Below are 16,033 nucleotides of genomic sequence, written 5' to 3'. Positions count from 1 at the left end.
TAAGGTCATGAGGATTTTGATGTGCAGCTTTGCGGCGGGGTCGGATAAAAGCGCGGTATGCCATCGTGGTCAAAAACGTCGCTGCAAATGCGTCGGGTGTCGAAATCCGACCGACCCGCGTGTGGATAGAAGTTTAGAACCGGCTCATCTGGTTAGGAGGAATCACGGCAATGCCTGACGTCACCATCGTTTACTGGCGCGACATTCCCGCCCAAGTCATCGTCGGCAAGGGCCGGCGCGGCGCAAAACGGCAGTTGGAGGAACGGTTCGAACAAGCCATCGACCGGGCCGCGATGAAGGTGAACGCCAAGGACAGTGATGCCTATCTGGCCGAATGGCGCAAGGCCGAGCCTTTTGCGGTTGAGGGCGACCCCTCGGAAATCGCCGAGGCCGAGGCCGTGCGTCTGGAAACGGAATACGATCAGGACCGGATCAAGACCCTGATCGCCAATGACGGTTGGGCATGAGCCCGCGACAGCTATGGGAGGCCGCAATGGCTTTGCTGAACTTCAAGAAACGTGATGCGGCCGACAACGGCCCGGTGAATCCGACCGTCGAAGCCTTTTTGCAGGGCTATTCGATCGAGGTGATGCCCCGCACCGCCGAAAAGGTCGAGGATTTCCGCGCGCTGCTGCCCGAAGGCACCCGCGTCTACATCGCCCATATCGAGGGCACGCCCATCGAGGACATGGTCAAGACCGCCAAGCGCATCGCCGCCGAAGGCTATCCGGTCATGCCGCATTTCCCGGCGCGCATCATCAAAGATGCCGCGACGCTGCAGAACTGGATCTCCATGTATCAGGGCGAGGCGGGCGTTGATCAGGCGCTGCTGCTGGCCGGTGGCGTGGACAAACCCCATGGCGATTTCGACAGCTCCATGCAACTGATGGAATCCGGTCTGTTCGACAAGGCGGGCTTCAAGCGTCTGCACGTGGCAGGCCACCCCGAGGGCAACAAGGATATCGACCCCGACGGCTCGACCAAAAACGTGGACGAGGCGCTGCGCTGGAAGCAGAAGTTCAACGAAACCACCGATGCGGAAATGGCGCTGGCCACGCAGTTCGCGTTCGACGCCAAGCCGATCATCGCATGGGCGGACAGCCTGAAAGAGGCCGGTATCGATCTGCCGATCCATATCGGCATCGCGGGTCCGGCCAAGCTGCAGACGCTGATCAAATTCGCCATCGCCTGCGGTGTCGGCCCCTCGCTGAAGGTTCTGCAGAAACGCGCCATGGATGTGTCCAAGCTGCTGCTGCCCTATGAGCCGACCGATGTTCTGACCGAACTGGCCGAACACAAGGCCGCCAACCCGGATTTCAACATCACCAATGTACACTTCTTCCCGCTTGGCGGCATCAAGACCAATGCCAACTGGGCCATCAACAATGGCGGCGCTTCGGCAAAGCCCGTAAACTCCTAAGGACCGGACATGACCCGTACAGTCGTCGAATCAAAAACAAAAACCGCCGTTCTGGGCTTTGACGAACCGTTCTGCGTCATCGGGGAACGGATCAACCCGACGGGCCGCAAGAAACTGGCTGCCGAGCTTGAGGCGGGCGATTTCTCGACCGTCGAGAAAGACGCGCTGGCGCAGGTTGCCGCCGGGGCCACGGTTCTGGATATCAACGCGGGCGTTGTCTACAACTCGAACCCCAACCCGAACGAGACCGAGCCGCCGCTGATGACCAAAATCGTCGAGCTGGTGCAGGGTCTGGTCGATGTGCCGCTGTGCATCGACTCGTCGGTTCCCGGTGCTTTGGAGGCCGGTCTGGCCGCAGCCGAAGGCCGCCCGCTGCTGAACTCGGTCACCGGCGAAGAAGAGCGTCTGGAAATGGTGCTGCCGCTGGTCAAGAAATACAACGTGCCGGTTGTTGCGATCTCGAATGACGACACGGGTATCTCGGAAGACCCCGATGTGCGCTTTGCCGTCGCCAAGACCATCGTGGAACGCGCAGCCGATCACGGCATCCCGGCCCATGACATCGTGGTTGACCCGCTGGTCATGCCCATCGGCGCGATGGCAACCGCCGGGCAGCAGGTGTTCGCTCTGGTCCGTCGTCTGCGCGAGGAACTGGGCGTGAACACCACCTGTGGTGCGTCCAACATCTCGTTCGGTCTGCCGAACCGTCACGGCATCAACAACGCCTTCCTGCCGATGGCGATGGGCGCTGGCATGACCTCGGCGATCATGAACCCGGTCGCCTTGCCGGTGACGCAAAAGAAAATCGCCGAGAAGAAAGAGGCCGTCGCCACCGCCGGGATCATCCTGCCTGAAGGCATGGATGATGAGGCGTTCGTGCAGATGTTCGGTCTGGGCTCGACCAAGCCGCGCGCGGGCAAGGAAATGGAGGCCATCCGCGCCGCCAACCTGCTGACCAACAACGACGCCCATGGCGGCGAGTGGATTCGATTCAACAAAGCCCCGGATGAGGCGGGCGCTGCCGGTGCCGCCGGTGGCCGTCGCGGTGGGGGACGCCGCCGCCGCGCCTGAACCGCGCCATAGATTGCACAAAGGCCGGGCCGCTTGCCCGGCCTTTTTTGATGCGGATCATTGTGCTTCGGAGTCTGCGTCGCAAAACTGTGCCTGTTGCAGAAGAACAGGTGCGCCGATGACCCAAACCCCTCCGAAACTGGCGGATGCCGATCTGTCGCACCGACTGGGCAAGCGCGCCTATCTGGAACAGCTTGCCGATCTGCAGGCCCAATTGGCACTGATCCAGCAGGCGTTCCTGTTTCACGGCCTCAAAGGGGTGCTGGTGTTCGAAGGCTGGGACGCGGCGGGCAAGGGCGGCACGATCCGCCGCATCAGCCAGGCCCTGGACCCGCGCAGTTTCAAGGTCTGGCCCATTGGCGCGCCACGCAACTATTACCTCAGCCGTCATTACCTGCTGCGTTTCTGGGAAAGGCTGCCACCTGCGGGCGCGATCTCGGCCTTTGACCGCAGCTGGTACGGGCGTGTGCTGGTGGAAAGGGTCGAACAGCTGACGCCCGAGGCCCGCTGGCGCGCGGCCTATCGCGAGATCAACGATTTTGAACGGATGCTGGTCGATGACGGCACGCGGATCGTCAAACTGTTCTTCCACATCTCGCCCGAAGAACAGATGGCGCGCTTTACCGAACGGCTGCGCAATCCGACGAAACGCTGGAAACTGACCTACGAGGATTTTCGAAACCGCGAGAAATGGGGTCAGACCGAAGAGGCCGTGGATGAGATGCTGACCCAGACCTCGACCGAGATCGCGCCCTGGCATGTGATCCCGGCCAACAACAAGAAATACGCCCGTATCAAGGCGATGTCGGCGATTGTTGATGCGTTTTCGGTGGGGGTTGACCTGAACCCGCAGCATCTGGATCACAAGACGCTGGATGCGGCCGGGCGCGTGCTGGACGTGGATCAGGCATTGATCGACAGTTTGCGCGCCCGGACCGACTGAACCCGCTTGAACCCCGGAAAAGGGCAGGGTATCCAGAGGGCGCGGCGGGTATGATGTAATGGTAGCCTGTCAGCTTCCCAAGCTGAACGCGCGGGTTCGATTCCCGCTACCCGCTCCAGATTTCCCCAACAAAGCCATCTGACCAATCCACCTCTTGTGACGTGATGTCAGGCTGGGCAGGCTGAAACGCCATTTCCTAACCTTTGCCACGTTGGAGAGTGTTTGTTTTTGAAATTTCTAAAGTATTTTCTTGCTCTAATCGTTTTTCTGGCCGCTGCCTGGTTCTGGGTCGCGCGCCCCGAGCGGTATCCTGACCGCTACCTTGTCGTCGCGGATCAGGTCTGGTCACCGGGCGTGATCAATGCAAACGCCGTGCTGGTCGATGGCGGAGAGGTCGTCGCGGTCGGGACGGCATTGAAACTGGATGCGGATGGCACCGTTTCACGCGTTGAGTTTCCGGGCAAAACCGTGTTGCCCGGATTGGTCGAACCGCACACCCATCCCATCGCCAGCGCCTTGCTGGGCGCGGTGGTGAGTTTTCCTGGTGATCACCCGGCCACGCCTTTGCAGCCCATGACGACGTTGAAAACCGCTGTCACGCGGTTGGGCCCTGACGGAAAGGTTTTGCCCCGGATCAAGGCTTGTCGGTTGGGGATGCCTTGACGGCGATGACCGCAAATGCGGCGATCCAATTGGGGCAGGGCGGGCGTTTCGGGGAAATCGCGCCCGGTCAGCGGGCTGATTTCACCATCCTCTCGGGAAACCCGATGGAAACACCGCCCGAACAACTGGATCATCTGGACGTTGAGGCCACGATCATCAACGGCCAGCCCGCCGATCTGCGCCCCTTGTGGCTGTCACGACCCGGTCTGACGCTCCGAGTCGTGGCCTCGGTTCTGTTCTAGGATCAACCCCGACGACGGCGGCGGCGGCCGCCGCCCGATTCGGCCTCGGCCCCGCCGGTGTTGAAGCTGGGCGCGGGCAGGGTGACCACCTGTGCCAGTTCCGGGAACGGGTCGGTTTTGTGCGGGATCGCGTTGGCGGCGACGAAATGGTCCTGGAACTTGGGCTCGATGGCGGTTTCGATCTTGGTGATCTCGCGCACGACACGTTCGATCTCGGCCCGTGATCCGATGTTGCACAGCGCAATCCGCGCGCCGGTTCCGGCGGCATTGCCCGCGCTGGAGACCTTTTCAAGCGGCGCATCGGGGATCATGCCCAGAACCATCGCGTGTTTGGTCGAGATATGGGCCCCGAACGCCCCGGCCAGCACCACACGGTCGACCTTGTCGACCTCCATCTCGTCCATCAGCAGGCGAGCACCGGCGTAAAGCGCGGATTTGGCCAGTTGGATGGCGCGGATGTCGCCCTGGGTGACGGTGATGCGCGGGCCGCCCTCGGCGCTGGCATCGTGGATCAGATAGGCGTGGGTGCGGCCTTCGGGGATGGACCGCGCCGTGCCGGTTTGTGCGGCCGAACCGATCAGGCCGCTTTCATCCAGCAGCCCGGCGATGCGCATCTCGGCCACGGCCTCGATAATGCCCGAGCCGCAGATGCCGGTGATGCCGGTGGTGGCGATGTCCTGATCGAAGCCGTCTTCGTCGGACCATTTCTCGGACCCGATGATGCGGAAGCGGGGTTCCTTGGTGACCGGGTCGATCTCGATCCGTTCGATGGCGCCGGGCGCGGCGCGCTGGCCGGAACTGATCTGCGCGCCCTCAAAGGCCGGGCCGGTGGGCGAGGAGCAGGCCAGCACGCGGCTGGTGTTGCCCAGCAGGATTTCCGCGTTGGTGCCCACGTCCACGATCAGCACGAGGTCTTCGGATTTGCCCGGTTCCTCGGACAGCGCCACGGCGGCGCAGTCAGCGCCCACATGGCCGGCGATGCAGGGCAGGATATAGACCTGCGCGCGCGGGTTCATGGTGGTCAGGTCCATCTCACGCGCGGGCAGAGACATGGATTCCGAGGTCGCCAGCGCAAACGGGGCCTGACCCAGCTCAACCGGGTCCAGACCCAGTAGCAGGTGGTGCATGACCGGGTTGCAGACAAACACCGTCTCGACAATCAGCGCCGCATCGATCCCGGCCTCTTCGGCGATTGAGGTGGCCAGGTCGTTGATCGCCTCGCGCACCGCCTTGGTCATTTCCTTGTCGCCGCCGGGGTTCATCATCGAATAGGACACCCGGCTCATCAGGTCCTCGCCGAACCGGATCTGCGGGTTCATCAGGCCCGAGGATGCCTTGACCTCACCGGTTTCCAGATCGGTCAGATGCGCGGCGATGGTGGTCGAGCCGAGGTCGATGGCCAGACCATACAGCCCCTGTTCATGCAGACCGGGCCAGATTTCCACGACGCGCGCGACGCTGTCCTTGTGGCCTTTGTGGACGGCCACGGTGACCTCCCACTTGCCCTTGCGCAGGACGGGCTGCAGCTTGGACATCAGCGACAGATCGGCGGTGACGGCCTCGATCTTCCATTGCTCGCGCAGGGCGCGTTCCAGACGTTCCAGATCGCCGGTGGGCGAGTGCATGTCGGGCTCCTCCACCACGACAAAATACAGCCGCGTGGCCGGGTCCATGGTGATGGCACGGGCGGCAGCGGCCTTGCGGACGACCTGACGGTGGACCTGACTTTCGGGCGGCACGTCGATCACCACATCGCCCTGTACCGAGGCCTGACAGCCCAGACGGCGGCCCGGTTTCAGCCCGCGCTTGTCGTCATAGCGCTGCTCGACCGCGTTCCATTCGCTCAGCGCGTCCTCGGATACGGTGACGCCATGCTTGGGAAACTCGCCATAGCTGGGGGTGATCTGGCATTTCGAGCAGATACCGCGCCCGCCGCAGACCGAATCCAGATCGACCCCAAGCTGGCGCGCAGCGGTCAGGATCGGAGTCCCCACGGGAAAATGCCCGCGTTTGCCCGAGGGGGTAAAGACGACAAGAGGATCGGTGGTCATGACGGCCTGCCTTTTTATTCGCGCGTATGAGGCGCAGGATATGGATTTGACGGCCAAGGGAAAGGCCCGTCAGCGGCACGTTTCGAACGGGTTGCGTCGTTTTCCACCGCGGCATCGGCGCACGGGGGCCAACAACTTGGGTTCGGGGGCTTTTCCTTGCCCGCAATCCATGCAATAGGGTCACCGCCAAACGGGCTTTTGCATGGGGTAGACAGATGCAGATTCGTGAGGCACTCACCTTTGACGACGTTCTTCTGGTTCCGGGCGCATCTTCGGTGCTGCCGGCGACGGCGGATACGGCCACGCGCGTGACGCGCGAGATCACCATGAACATTCCGCTGCTCAGCTCGGCCATGGACACGGTGACCGAGGCGCGCATGGCCATTGCCATGGCGCAGGCAGGCGGGATCGGGGTGATCCACAAGAACCTCTCCGCCGATGAACAGGCCCGTGAGGTGCGCCGGGTCAAACGCTTCGAATCCGGTATCGTCTACAACCCGGTCACACTGCGAGCCGATCAGACGCTGGCCGACGCCAAGGCACTGGTCGAGCGGTACAATTTCACCGGCTTCCCGGTGGTTGAGGAAAATGGTCGTGTGGTGGGCATCGTCACCAACCGGGACATGCGCTTTGCCACATCCGACGACACGCCGATCAAGGCGATGATGACCACCGATAATCTGGCGATGTTGCAGGAACCGGCCGATCTGGAAGAGGCGAAAAGCCTGATGCGCGCCCGCCGGATCGAAAAGCTGCTGGTCGTGGATGGAGAGGGCAAGCTGACCGGTCTGTTGACCCTGAAAGACACTGAACAGGCCGTGCTGAACCCAACTGCCTGCAAGGACCAGTTGGGCCGTTTGCGTGTGGCCGCAGCAACCTCGGTCGGGGATGCCGGGTTTGAACGGTCGGAACAGCTGGTGGATTCCGGTGTGGACATCATTGTGGTGGATACGGCCCATGGCCATTCGCAGGGTGTGCTGGACGCGGTGACGCGGGCCAAATCCCTGTCGAACGAGGTTCAGATCATCGCCGGTAACGTCGCAACGCAGGAAGCCACGCGCGCCCTGATCGACGCAGGAGCCGATGCGATCAAGGTGGGGATCGGGCCGGGCTCGATCTGCACCACGCGGATGGTGGCTGGCGTGGGCGTGCCGCAGCTGACCGCGATCATGGATTGTGCGGCGGCGGCAGGCGACGTGCCGGTCATTGCCGATGGCGGCATCAAGTTCTCAGGCGATTTTGCCAAGGCGATTGCGGCGGGGGCCTCCTGCGCGATGGTCGGTTCGATGATTGCCGGAACCGATGAAAGCCCGGGCGAGGTGATCCTGTATCAGGGCCGCTCGTTCAAATCCTATCGCGGCATGGGCAGCCTGGGCGCGATGGCGCGTGGCTCGGCGGATCGGTATTTCCAGAAGGATGCCGCCAATGACAAGCTGGTGCCCGAAGGGATTGAGGGACAGGTGCCCTACAAGGGTTCTGCCAGCGCGGTAATCCACCAGTTGGTGGGCGGTCTGCGCGCGGCGATGGGTTACACGGGCTGTGCCACGGTCGATGAGATGCGGCGCAACTGCAACTTCGTCAAGATCACCGGCGCGGGGCTGAAGGAAAGCCATGTGCATGACGTACAGATCACCCGTGAAAGCCCGAACTACCGAGTGATGTGATCCCGTCAGACCGCTGACGCAAAGGATCGGAGAGTGCAATGACACCGGCTGCCCGCGTTCAGGCCGCGATCGAGATCTTGGACGAGATCCTGACCGGCGCCCCGGTGGAAAAGGCGCTGACCGGCTGGGCACGGCGCAGCCGGTTTGCGGGCTCCAAGGACCGCGCCGCTATTCGCGATCATGTCTTCGATGCGCTGCGCCGGAAACGATCCTTTGCGGCATTGGGCGGGGCCGGGACCGGGCGTGGGTTGATGATCGGTCAGCTTCGGGCCGCAGGTCAGGACCCGGCGTCGCTTTTTACCGGCGACCGCCATGCACCGTCCCCGGTTACCGCCGCTGAAGTGGCGCGGGACTTCGTGAAGGATGCTGAACGTCTGGACATACCCGACTGGCTCTGGCCCGAGTTCACGCGATCTTTGGGCGATCAGGCCGAGCCCGTAGCCCAAGCGCTGCAAACCCGTGCGCCGGTGCATCTGAGGGTCAACCTGTCCCGTAGCGACATGGCACAGGCCATTGCCATTCTCGCCGAGGATGGGATCGAGGCGCAGCTGCATCCTGCCTGCAATACAGCCCTGGACGTCACCGGAAACGCCCGCAAAATCGCGCAGAGCCGCGCCTACACGACCGGGCTGGTGGAGTTGCAGGATGCGGCCAGTCAGGCCGTTGTTGCCGCGCTGGAGCTGCAACCGGGCATGCGGGTGCTGGACTATTGCGCCGGTGGCGGTGGCAAGGCGTTGGCGTTGGCGGCGCGCAACAAGGATGTGCGTGTCTTTGCCCATGACGCCAACCCCGCGCGCATGCGCGACCTGCCTGCACGCGCTGAACGGGCCGGGGCGGAGATCACGGTTTTACCCGGCGCGGAACTGGCCGATCACGGCCCTTTCGACATTATATTGACCGATGTGCCCTGTTCCGGCAGCGGTTCGTGGCGGCGAGCCCCGGCCGGGAAATGGGCGCTGACACCGGACGGGTTGCAAGATCTGACCCGGATTCAGGCCGAGATTCTCGGAACCGTTGCGCCGCTTGTCGCGCCCGAGGGAACCTTGGCCTATGCGACATGCTCGATGCTGGTGGTTGAAAACGACGCCATCGTGGATGAATTCGTGCAGGACCACCCGGACTGGACGGTAGGTTTCCGCAAATCGTGGCGGGTTTCCCACGGCACGGACGGTTTCTTCACCGCGCACTTGACGCGAAACTGAGCATCTGAACTATCAACCAAAAGACGAGTTTCCCTGCTTAACCCGTTAAGCAGAGGTTAACCATTGCCCTTCGATAGTGCTCAAGATCGTTCGCATTGGGAAATTGATGACAGATTTAGCCGAGAGCTTGTCCTCGCCAGTGCCTCAACGGCATGAACGCGCGCGTCTGATCGCGCTGGGGGTGATCGCCGCGGTGCTGTGCGCATTGCCTGCTTTTGGCGTCTTGCCGGATGTCTGGAACACCGGGCTGATTGTCATCGGGGCATCCTTCTTTGTGGTTGCGGCGGGCTATGTGCTGCTGGGCTGGATCGGGGGCAGGGTGGCCAGTCGCCACAACGCGGCGCTGGCCGCTGTGATCGAACAGGAGGGCAATGCCTGTTTCATCACCAATGCCGAGGGTGAGATACAAGTGGCCAACGCCCGGGCCCGCCAGCGGTTTCAGGTGCGCAAGGGGGTGCGGCTGGATGCCTGTCTGGGGTCGATCTTTGCCAATCCGGCGGCCATTCTGCTGCGGCTGCAATCGCGGGCGCAGGGGCGGGGGTATGCCTGCGAGGATATCGTGGCCCGGGGGCAGGCCGCCCCGGTCAGCGTGACGGAACTGGAAGACAACCTGTATTGCTGGCGCATCGGGCTGGAAGCGCAACGCCAGTGGGAGGCGATTGCAACCCCGGTCCTAACGGTCGGCCATGACGATGCCATCATTCAGGCCAACGGCGCGGCGCGGAAACTGCTGGGCGAAAACCTGACGGGGTTGGAGCAGATTACCAAGGGTGAGGTTTCGCGCAGTGGCGGTATGGTGCGTCTGCGCACCACCAGCGGCCCGCAAACCGTTCTGGTGTCCACCCTGCGGCGCAGCGGGTTCGAACGTGATCTGCTGCTGATGCCGGTCAAGTACACGCAACCCGCGCAGGGGGCGATGTCCTTTGCCGATCTGCCGGTGCCGATCATGCGCCTGTCGCCCGAGGGTGATATTCTGGAAACCAACCCTCTGGCCGATCGTCTGGTGGGTGAACTGCAGCCGGGCCGCAGCAATATCGAAGACCTGATGCAGGGGCTGGGCCATCCGATTCTGAACTGGCTGTCGCGCAGCGCCGAACAGGATCAGCCGCCCCATTCCGAATTCCTGCGCCTGACCCGGCGCGACAAGGAAGTATTCGTTCAGGTCACCCTGTCCCGCATCCTTTGGGAGGGGCAGATTTGTCTGCTGGCCGTTCTGAACGACGCCACCGAACTCAAGACGCTTGAGGCGCAGTTCGTGCAGGGGCAGAAAATGCAGGCGGTCGGGCAGTTGGCCGGAGGGGTGGCGCATGACTTCAACAACCTGCTGACGGCGATCTCGGGCCATTGCGACCTGCTGTTGCTGCGCCATGATCAGAATGATGCCAATTATGGCGATCTGGTGCAGATCAACCAGAACGCCAACCGCGCGGCGGCCTTGGTCAGTCAGTTGCTGGCGTTTTCGCGCAAACAGACTCTGCGGCCCGAGGTGCTGGATCTGCGCGACACGATCTCGGACCTGATCCATCTGCTGAACCGTCTGGTCGGCGAGAAGGTGCGCCTGACCCTCAGCCATGATCCGGTGTTGAAACCGGTGCGGGCGGACAAACGGCAGTTGGAACAGGTGCTGATGAACCTTGTGGTCAACGCCCGCGATGCAATGCCCGAGGGCGGCGAGATCAGGATCGAGACCGAGGTCGTCTCGCTGGACCAGCCCCTGACCCGTGACCGGGCCACGGTGCAGCCGGGCGAATATGTGACCGTCAAGGTGGTCGATAGCGGCATCGGCATCCCCGCCGACAAGCTGCAAAAAGTGTTCGAGCCGTTCTATACCACCAAACGCACCGGCGAAGGCACCGGGCTGGGCCTGTCCACCGTCTATGGCATCGTCAAACAGACTGGCGGTTTCATCTTTGTCGACAGCGTGCAGGGCCGTGGCACCGAATTCACCGTGTTCCTGCCGGTCTGCAAAGTGGTCGAAGTGGCAGAACCCGACACCATCGCCCCGCCCGAGGAACAGGGCAGCCAGCAAGGCGAAGGCGTGGTGTTGCTGGTCGAAGACGAGGCCCCCGTCCGCGCCTTTGCCACCCGCGCGCTGCGCCTGAAGGGCTATACGGTGCTTGAGGCGGATTCGGCCGAGGCCGCCTTGCACTTGCTGGAGGATGACAGCCTGTCGGTGGATGTGTTCGTCACCGATGTGGTCATGCCCGGCATGGATGGACCCACCTGGGTGCGTCAGGCGATGGAACAGCGCCCGGATGTGCGCGTGATCTTCATGTCCGGCTATGCCGAGGGCGCGTTTGGCGATTCGGGGCCCGAGATCGAGAATTCGACCTTCCTGCCCAAACCGTTCTCACTGACCCAACTGACCGAGGCGGTGTTTCAACAACTCAACTGAGGCGGTTATTGCGCCGCCTCATGCAGGGCAAACTCACTAGCGTGTTTGCGGCGGTACTTGGCCAGGGTTTTGTCAGACAGGTCCAGGTCCCGCTTGGGCGAGACATTTTCCTGCGGTAGCTGGATTTCGCAATTCAGGCGGTTTTGCAGGAAATCCAGTATTTTGTCCTGATGTTCGTATTTGAAAACATGCGTCGCACCCGCGCCGTTGCTGCGGGTCTGGAAAAACTCGGTTTGGCTGCCGACATCAGCAAAGGCGGGGCGGGGTGTGTTCAGATAGGCTTGAACGAACCCCTCGAAACTTTCGCCACTGGTTGAGTTTGGATGGCCGTCCAGCTCCGGGCGGCTGCGATATCTGTACCAACTGCCCAGCCAGTCGACGGGGTCGCGCACGACGGCCATGATCTCCATTTCGGTATCGAACATCTTCTGAAACATGTGCTGGAAAAAGCGGTCATACCGGCGGACCGAGGCATGTTTCAACTCGGGCGGTCCGGCTACAACAAGGTCCGCCCGGTCGCGCAGGGCGCTTAGATAGGCCGAACTGCCGGTCTTTGGAACAGACAACAGCGCCAGTCGTTCTTCATAGAAAACAAGCATTTTTCCCTTTGCCTTCAAGGCTTTTGAGATTTCAGACTGGCGTAAACCTATCCTTAATACAATTGCGGAACAGTGAAATTTGTAAGTTTTTATTGAAATGTTCTCTTTTTGATCTCATAAGGAACAAGAGGCGAACAAAGCAGTGATTGCCGCCCGTTGACGGGTGTGACAAAAGGGAAGGCGACAGGACAATGGCGGATCTTCTGACGATGAGCGACAAGAAAAACGCAGACAAGCAAAAGGCGCTCGACAGCGCGTTGGCGCAGATCGAACGGCAGTTCGGCAAGGGCTCGATCATGAAGCTGGGCGAGGATGCCAAGCAGGATATCGACGCAAGCTCGACCGGTTCGCTGGGGCTGGATATCGCGCTGGGAATCGGCGGCCTACCGATGGGCCGGATTGTCGAGATTTACGGGCCTGAGAGTTCCGGTAAGACCACGCTGACGCTGCATTGTATTGCCGAACAGCAAAAACGCGGTGGTGTCTGTGCCTTTGTGGACGCAGAACATGCGCTGGATCCGCAATATGCCCGCAAGCTGGGTGTCGATCTGGACGAGTTGCTGATCTCGCAGCCCGATACCGGCGAGCAGGCGTTGGAGATCACCGATACGCTGGTGCGGTCGGGTGCGGTGAACATGGTCGTGGTCGACTCGGTGGCGGCGCTGACGCCGAAATCGGAACTTGAGGGCGATATGGGCGACAGCAATGTCGGCGTGCAGGCCCGTTTGATGAGCCAGGCGATGCGCAAGCTGACCGGCTCGATCAGCCGTTCGAACTGCATGGTGATCTTCATCAACCAGATCAGGATGAAGATCGGCGTCATGTTTGGCAGCCCGGAAACCACGACCGGGGGCAATGCGCTGAAATTCTACAGCTCGGTCCGTCTGGACATCCGCCGCATCGGCGCGATCAAGGATCGGGACGAGGTGGTCGGCAACCAGACCCGCGTGAAGGTTGTGAAAAACAAGGTGGCGCCGCCCTTCAAGCAGGTGGAGTTCGACATCATGTATGGCGAAGGCATCAGCAAAATGGGCGAACTTCTGGATCTGGGCGTCAAGGCCGGTGTGGTCGAGAAGTCGGGCTCATGGTTCAGCTATGGCGATGAGCGGATCGGGCAGGGGCGCGAGAACGCCAAGCAGTATCTGCGCGACAACAGCCGTGCGGCACTTGAGATCGAAGACAAAATCCGCGCCGCGCATGGGCTGGATTTCGACATGCCGCCGAATATGGCCGAGGATGACGATATTCTAGAGGCCTGACAGACGCGAGAGAGGGAACAGCAGAAATCCCCCGGCACTCCGAAGGTGCTGAGAATACTTGGAACAGGGCGGTCCACCGGGGCCGCCTTGTTTCCGTCGAGGGGGCCTCAACTGTGGACACTCCCCGGGGACAGGGCTAAACCTGCGCAAACGACTATTTTTGCGCGCTGAGAGAGCCCCATGCCAACGCTGAACGATATCCGCTCGACCTTTTTGAACTACTTTGCCAAGCAGGGGCACGAGGTGGTGGCGTCCAGCCCGCTGGTGCCGCGCAATGACCCGACGCTGATGTTCGTGAACTCGGGCATGGTGCAGTTCAAGAACCTGTTCACCGGGCTTGAAACCCGCGACTATAGCCGGGCTACAACGGCACAGAAATGCGTGCGGGCAGGCGGCAAGCATAACGATCTGGACAATGTGGGATACACCGCGCGGCATCATACGTTTTTCGAGATGCTGGGGAATTTCTCGTTCGGCGACTACTTCAAGCACGAGGCGATCCCCTTTGCCTGGGAGCTGATCACCAAGGAATTCGGCATCGACAAGAGCCGCCTGCTGACCACGGTCTATCACACCGATGATGAGGCGTTCGAGATCTGGAAAAAGGTCGGCGTGCCCGAAGACCGGATCATCCGCATCGCGACCAGCGACAATTTCTGGCAGATGGGCCCGACCGGCCCCTGCGGTCCGTGTACCGAGATTTTCTATGACCACGGCGATCACATCTGGGGTGGCCCTCCGGGCTCGGCCGAGGAAGATGGCGACCGGTTCATCGAAATCTGGAACATCGTTTTCATGCAGAACGAGCAGTTCGAGGACGGCTCGATGGTGGAACTCGACATGCAGTCGATCGACACCGGCATGGGGCTGGAGCGGATCGGCGCGCTGCTGCAAGGCAGTCATGACAACTATGACACCGACCTGTTCAAGACGCTGATCGAAGCCTCGGCCGAGGCCACCGGCGTTGATCCCTATGGCGATCAGAACGTGCATCACCGGGTGATCGCGGATCACTTGCGCTCGACCTCGTTCCTGATTGCCGATGGGGTGATGCCGTCCAATGACGGGCGCGGCTATGTGCTGCGCCGGATCATGCGCCGCGCCATGCGTCACGCGCATCTGCTGGGGGCGAAAGACCCGGTCATGCACCGGCTGGTGCCCTCGCTGGTGCAGCTGATGGGTGCGCAATATTCCGAACTGGGTCAGGCGCAGCCGCTGATCGAAGAGACGTTGTTGCTGGAAGAAACCCGGTTCAAGCAGACGTTGGACCGTGGTTTGAAGCTGCTGGATGATGAGGTTTCGGGTCTGGCAGACGGCGCGCCGCTGCCCGGGGATGCGGCGTTCAAGCTTTATGACACATACGGCTTCCCGCTGGACCTGACGCAGGATGCCCTGCGCGAAAAGGGCCGGACCGTGGACACTGATGGGTTCGATGCGGCCATGGCCGAGCAAAAGGCCAAGGCACGGGCGGCGTGGGCTGGCTCGGGTGAGGCCGCTGATCAGGCGGTTTGGTTTGACGTGCTCGACAGCGCCGGGGCCACGGATTTTCTGGGCTATGATACTGAAAAGGCCGAAGGTCAGGTGGCCGCGTTGGTCGTCGATGGCACGCTGGTCGATGAGATCGGGCAGGGCGATACCGGCTGGGTCGTCGTCAACCAGACGCCGTTTTATGGCGAGGCTGGCGGCCAGATCGGCGACACGGGTGAAATCCGGCGTCTCGAAAACCTGCAGGACGTATCGCAGGTTGAAGACACCCGCAAATTCGCTGACGGCAAGGTCTATGCGCATCGCGTGACCGTCAGTCAGGGCGCGATCTCCAAAGGCGACGCGGTCGAGTTGGAGGTCGATCACGCCCGCCGCACCGCCATTCGCGCCAACCACTCGGCCACCCACCTGCTGCATGAGGCGCTGCGTGAAACGCTGGGTGATCACGTGGCGCAGCGCGGCTCACTGAATGCGGCGGACCGGCTGCGGTTTGACTTCAGCCATTCCAAGGCGTTGACAGCGGATGAGGTGCAGAAGGTCGAGCGTGAGGTGAATGAGTTCATCCGCCAGAACTCGACTGTTGAGACCCGGGTCATGACCCCCGATGACGCGCGCGCGCTGGGGGCGCAGGCGCTGTTTGGTGAGAAATATGGCGATGAGGTCCGCGTGGTCTCGATGGGCAAGGCGCCCACGGGCAAGGGCCATGATGGTGAGACCTGGTCGATTGAACTGTGCGGTGGCACCCATGTGCGCCAGACCGGCGATATTGGCACCTTTGTGGTGCTGGGCGACAGCGCCAGCAGCGCCGGTGTGCGCCGGATTGAGGCACTGACCGGGGATGAGGCATTCCGTTATCTCTCGGCGCAGGATCACCGGCTGACGCAGATCGCGAGCGAGTTGAAGGCGCAGCCGGATGACGTCGTGTCCCGTGTCAAATCCCTGCTGGACGAACGCAAGGCATTACAGAACGAGGTTGCACAGCTTCGCCGCGATCTGGCCATGGCCGGTGGTGCCGGGCAGGGCGGCGGGGCCGAGGCGC

The 16,033-nt window shown here is 62.0% G+C and carries 13 protein-coding genes and 1 tRNA gene; 12 read left to right on the top strand and 2 right to left on the bottom strand.

Annotated elements, in window-relative coordinates; translation table 11 throughout:
• The first annotated feature begins 170 nt into the window (after window positions 1–170).
• From MPJ51_RS01145 to MPJ51_RS01115, 7 genes are all read left to right on the top strand, one after another.
• Window positions 171–467, top strand: a complete 297-nt coding sequence (locus tag MPJ51_RS01145) for a virulence factor (protein ID WP_170690480.1) — start codon at window positions 171–173, stop codon at window positions 465–467.
• A gap of 26 nt (window positions 468–493) precedes the next feature.
• Window positions 494–1,420: a methylenetetrahydrofolate reductase gene (locus tag MPJ51_RS01140; RefSeq protein WP_298381148.1), complete on the top strand. Its 927-nt coding sequence runs from the start codon at window positions 494–496 to the stop codon at window positions 1,418–1,420.
• Between the two features lie 9 nt (window positions 1,421–1,429).
• Window positions 1,430–2,491: a methyltetrahydrofolate cobalamin methyltransferase gene (locus MPJ51_RS01135; RefSeq protein ID WP_298381147.1), complete on the top strand. Its 1,062-nt coding sequence runs from the start codon at window positions 1,430–1,432 to the stop codon at window positions 2,489–2,491.
• Between the two features lie 118 nt (window positions 2,492–2,609).
• Window positions 2,610–3,434 carry a polyphosphate kinase 2 gene (locus MPJ51_RS01130; RefSeq protein ID WP_298381146.1) on the top strand — a complete coding sequence of 275 codons (825 nt, stop codon included), beginning with the start codon at window positions 2,610–2,612 and terminating at the stop codon, window positions 3,432–3,434.
• 44 nt (window positions 3,435–3,478) lie between these two features.
• Window positions 3,479–3,552: transfer RNA gene (locus MPJ51_RS01125), tRNA-Gly, on the top strand.
• A gap of 104 nt (window positions 3,553–3,656) precedes the next feature.
• Window positions 3,657–4,097: a hypothetical protein gene (locus MPJ51_RS01120; protein ID WP_298381145.1), complete on the top strand. Its 441-nt coding sequence runs from the start codon at window positions 3,657–3,659 to the stop codon at window positions 4,095–4,097.
• Window positions 4,098–4,102: 5 nt separating this feature from the next.
• Window positions 4,103–4,339, top strand: a complete 237-nt coding sequence (locus MPJ51_RS01115; RefSeq protein ID WP_298381144.1) for an amidohydrolase family protein — start codon at window positions 4,103–4,105, stop codon at window positions 4,337–4,339.
• Between the two features lie 2 nt (window positions 4,340–4,341).
• On the opposite strand, the gene MPJ51_RS01110 is transcribed toward MPJ51_RS01115, so the two are convergent.
• Window positions 4,342–6,390, bottom strand: a complete 2,049-nt coding sequence (locus tag MPJ51_RS01110) for an ASKHA domain-containing protein (protein WP_298381143.1) — start codon at window positions 6,388–6,390, stop codon at window positions 4,342–4,344.
• 215 nt (window positions 6,391–6,605) lie between these two features.
• On the opposite strand from MPJ51_RS01110, the gene guaB reads away from it, so the two are divergent.
• From guaB to MPJ51_RS01095, 3 genes are all read left to right on the top strand, one after another.
• Window positions 6,606–8,054, top strand: coding sequence for an IMP dehydrogenase (gene guaB / locus MPJ51_RS01105; RefSeq protein ID WP_298381142.1), 1,449 nt, complete (start codon window positions 6,606–6,608; stop codon window positions 8,052–8,054).
• A 38-nt stretch (window positions 8,055–8,092) separates the two neighbouring features.
• A complete protein-coding gene (locus tag MPJ51_RS01100) occupies window positions 8,093–9,256 on the top strand; it encodes an RsmB/NOP family class I SAM-dependent RNA methyltransferase (protein WP_298381141.1) in 1,164 nt (387 codons plus the stop codon).
• Between the two features lie 106 nt (window positions 9,257–9,362).
• Window positions 9,363–11,651, top strand: coding sequence for an ATP-binding protein (locus tag MPJ51_RS01095; protein WP_298381140.1), 2,289 nt, complete (start codon window positions 9,363–9,365; stop codon window positions 11,649–11,651).
• Between the two features lie 5 nt (window positions 11,652–11,656).
• Here the strand turns inward: MPJ51_RS01095 and MPJ51_RS01090 are convergent, their stop codons facing one another.
• Entirely contained in the window at window positions 11,657–12,250 is a 594-nt protein-coding gene (locus MPJ51_RS01090) for a sulfotransferase family 2 domain-containing protein (RefSeq protein ID WP_298381139.1), read from the bottom strand.
• Between the two features lie 191 nt (window positions 12,251–12,441).
• On the opposite strand from MPJ51_RS01090, the gene recA reads away from it, so the two are divergent.
• Both recA and alaS read left to right on the top strand, forming a co-directional pair.
• Complete coding sequence (recA, locus tag MPJ51_RS01085) at window positions 12,442–13,509, top strand: recombinase RecA (RefSeq protein ID WP_298381138.1); 1,068 nt, start codon at window positions 12,442–12,444, stop codon at window positions 13,507–13,509.
• 180 nt (window positions 13,510–13,689) lie between these two features.
• On the top strand, window positions 13,690–16,033 hold a 2,344-nt coding region (gene alaS / locus MPJ51_RS01080; RefSeq protein ID WP_298381137.1), incomplete at its 3' end, for an alanine--tRNA ligase.

This window comes from Ruegeria sp. (assembly GCF_028066395.1).
Classification (GTDB): Bacteria; Pseudomonadota; Alphaproteobacteria; order Rhodobacterales; family Rhodobacteraceae; genus Ruegeria.
This window is presented reverse-complemented; position numbering and strand designations above follow the sequence as displayed.

Coding starts and splice junctions, on each gene's coding strand:
- MPJ51_RS01145 (WP_170690480.1), top strand. CDS start 171: ATGCCTGACGTCACCATCGTTTACTGGCGCGACATTCCCGCCCAAGTC.
- MPJ51_RS01140 (WP_298381148.1), top strand. CDS start 494: ATGGCTTTGCTGAACTTCAAGAAACGTGATGCGGCCGACAACGGCCCG.
- MPJ51_RS01135 (WP_298381147.1), top strand. CDS start 1,430: ATGACCCGTACAGTCGTCGAATCAAAAACAAAAACCGCCGTTCTGGGC.
- MPJ51_RS01130 (WP_298381146.1), top strand. CDS start 2,610: ATGACCCAAACCCCTCCGAAACTGGCGGATGCCGATCTGTCGCACCGA.
- MPJ51_RS01115 (WP_298381144.1), top strand. CDS start 4,103: ATGACCGCAAATGCGGCGATCCAATTGGGGCAGGGCGGGCGTTTCGGG.
- MPJ51_RS01110 (WP_298381143.1), bottom strand. CDS start 6,390: ATGACCACCGATCCTCTTGTCGTCTTTACCCCCTCGGGCAAACGCGGG.
- guaB (WP_298381142.1), top strand. CDS start 6,606: ATGCAGATTCGTGAGGCACTCACCTTTGACGACGTTCTTCTGGTTCCG.
- MPJ51_RS01100 (WP_298381141.1), top strand. CDS start 8,093: ATGACACCGGCTGCCCGCGTTCAGGCCGCGATCGAGATCTTGGACGAG.
- MPJ51_RS01095 (WP_298381140.1), top strand. CDS start 9,363: ATGACAGATTTAGCCGAGAGCTTGTCCTCGCCAGTGCCTCAACGGCAT.
- MPJ51_RS01090 (WP_298381139.1), bottom strand. CDS start 12,250: ATGCTTGTTTTCTATGAAGAACGACTGGCGCTGTTGTCTGTTCCAAAG.
- recA (WP_298381138.1), top strand. CDS start 12,442: ATGGCGGATCTTCTGACGATGAGCGACAAGAAAAACGCAGACAAGCAA.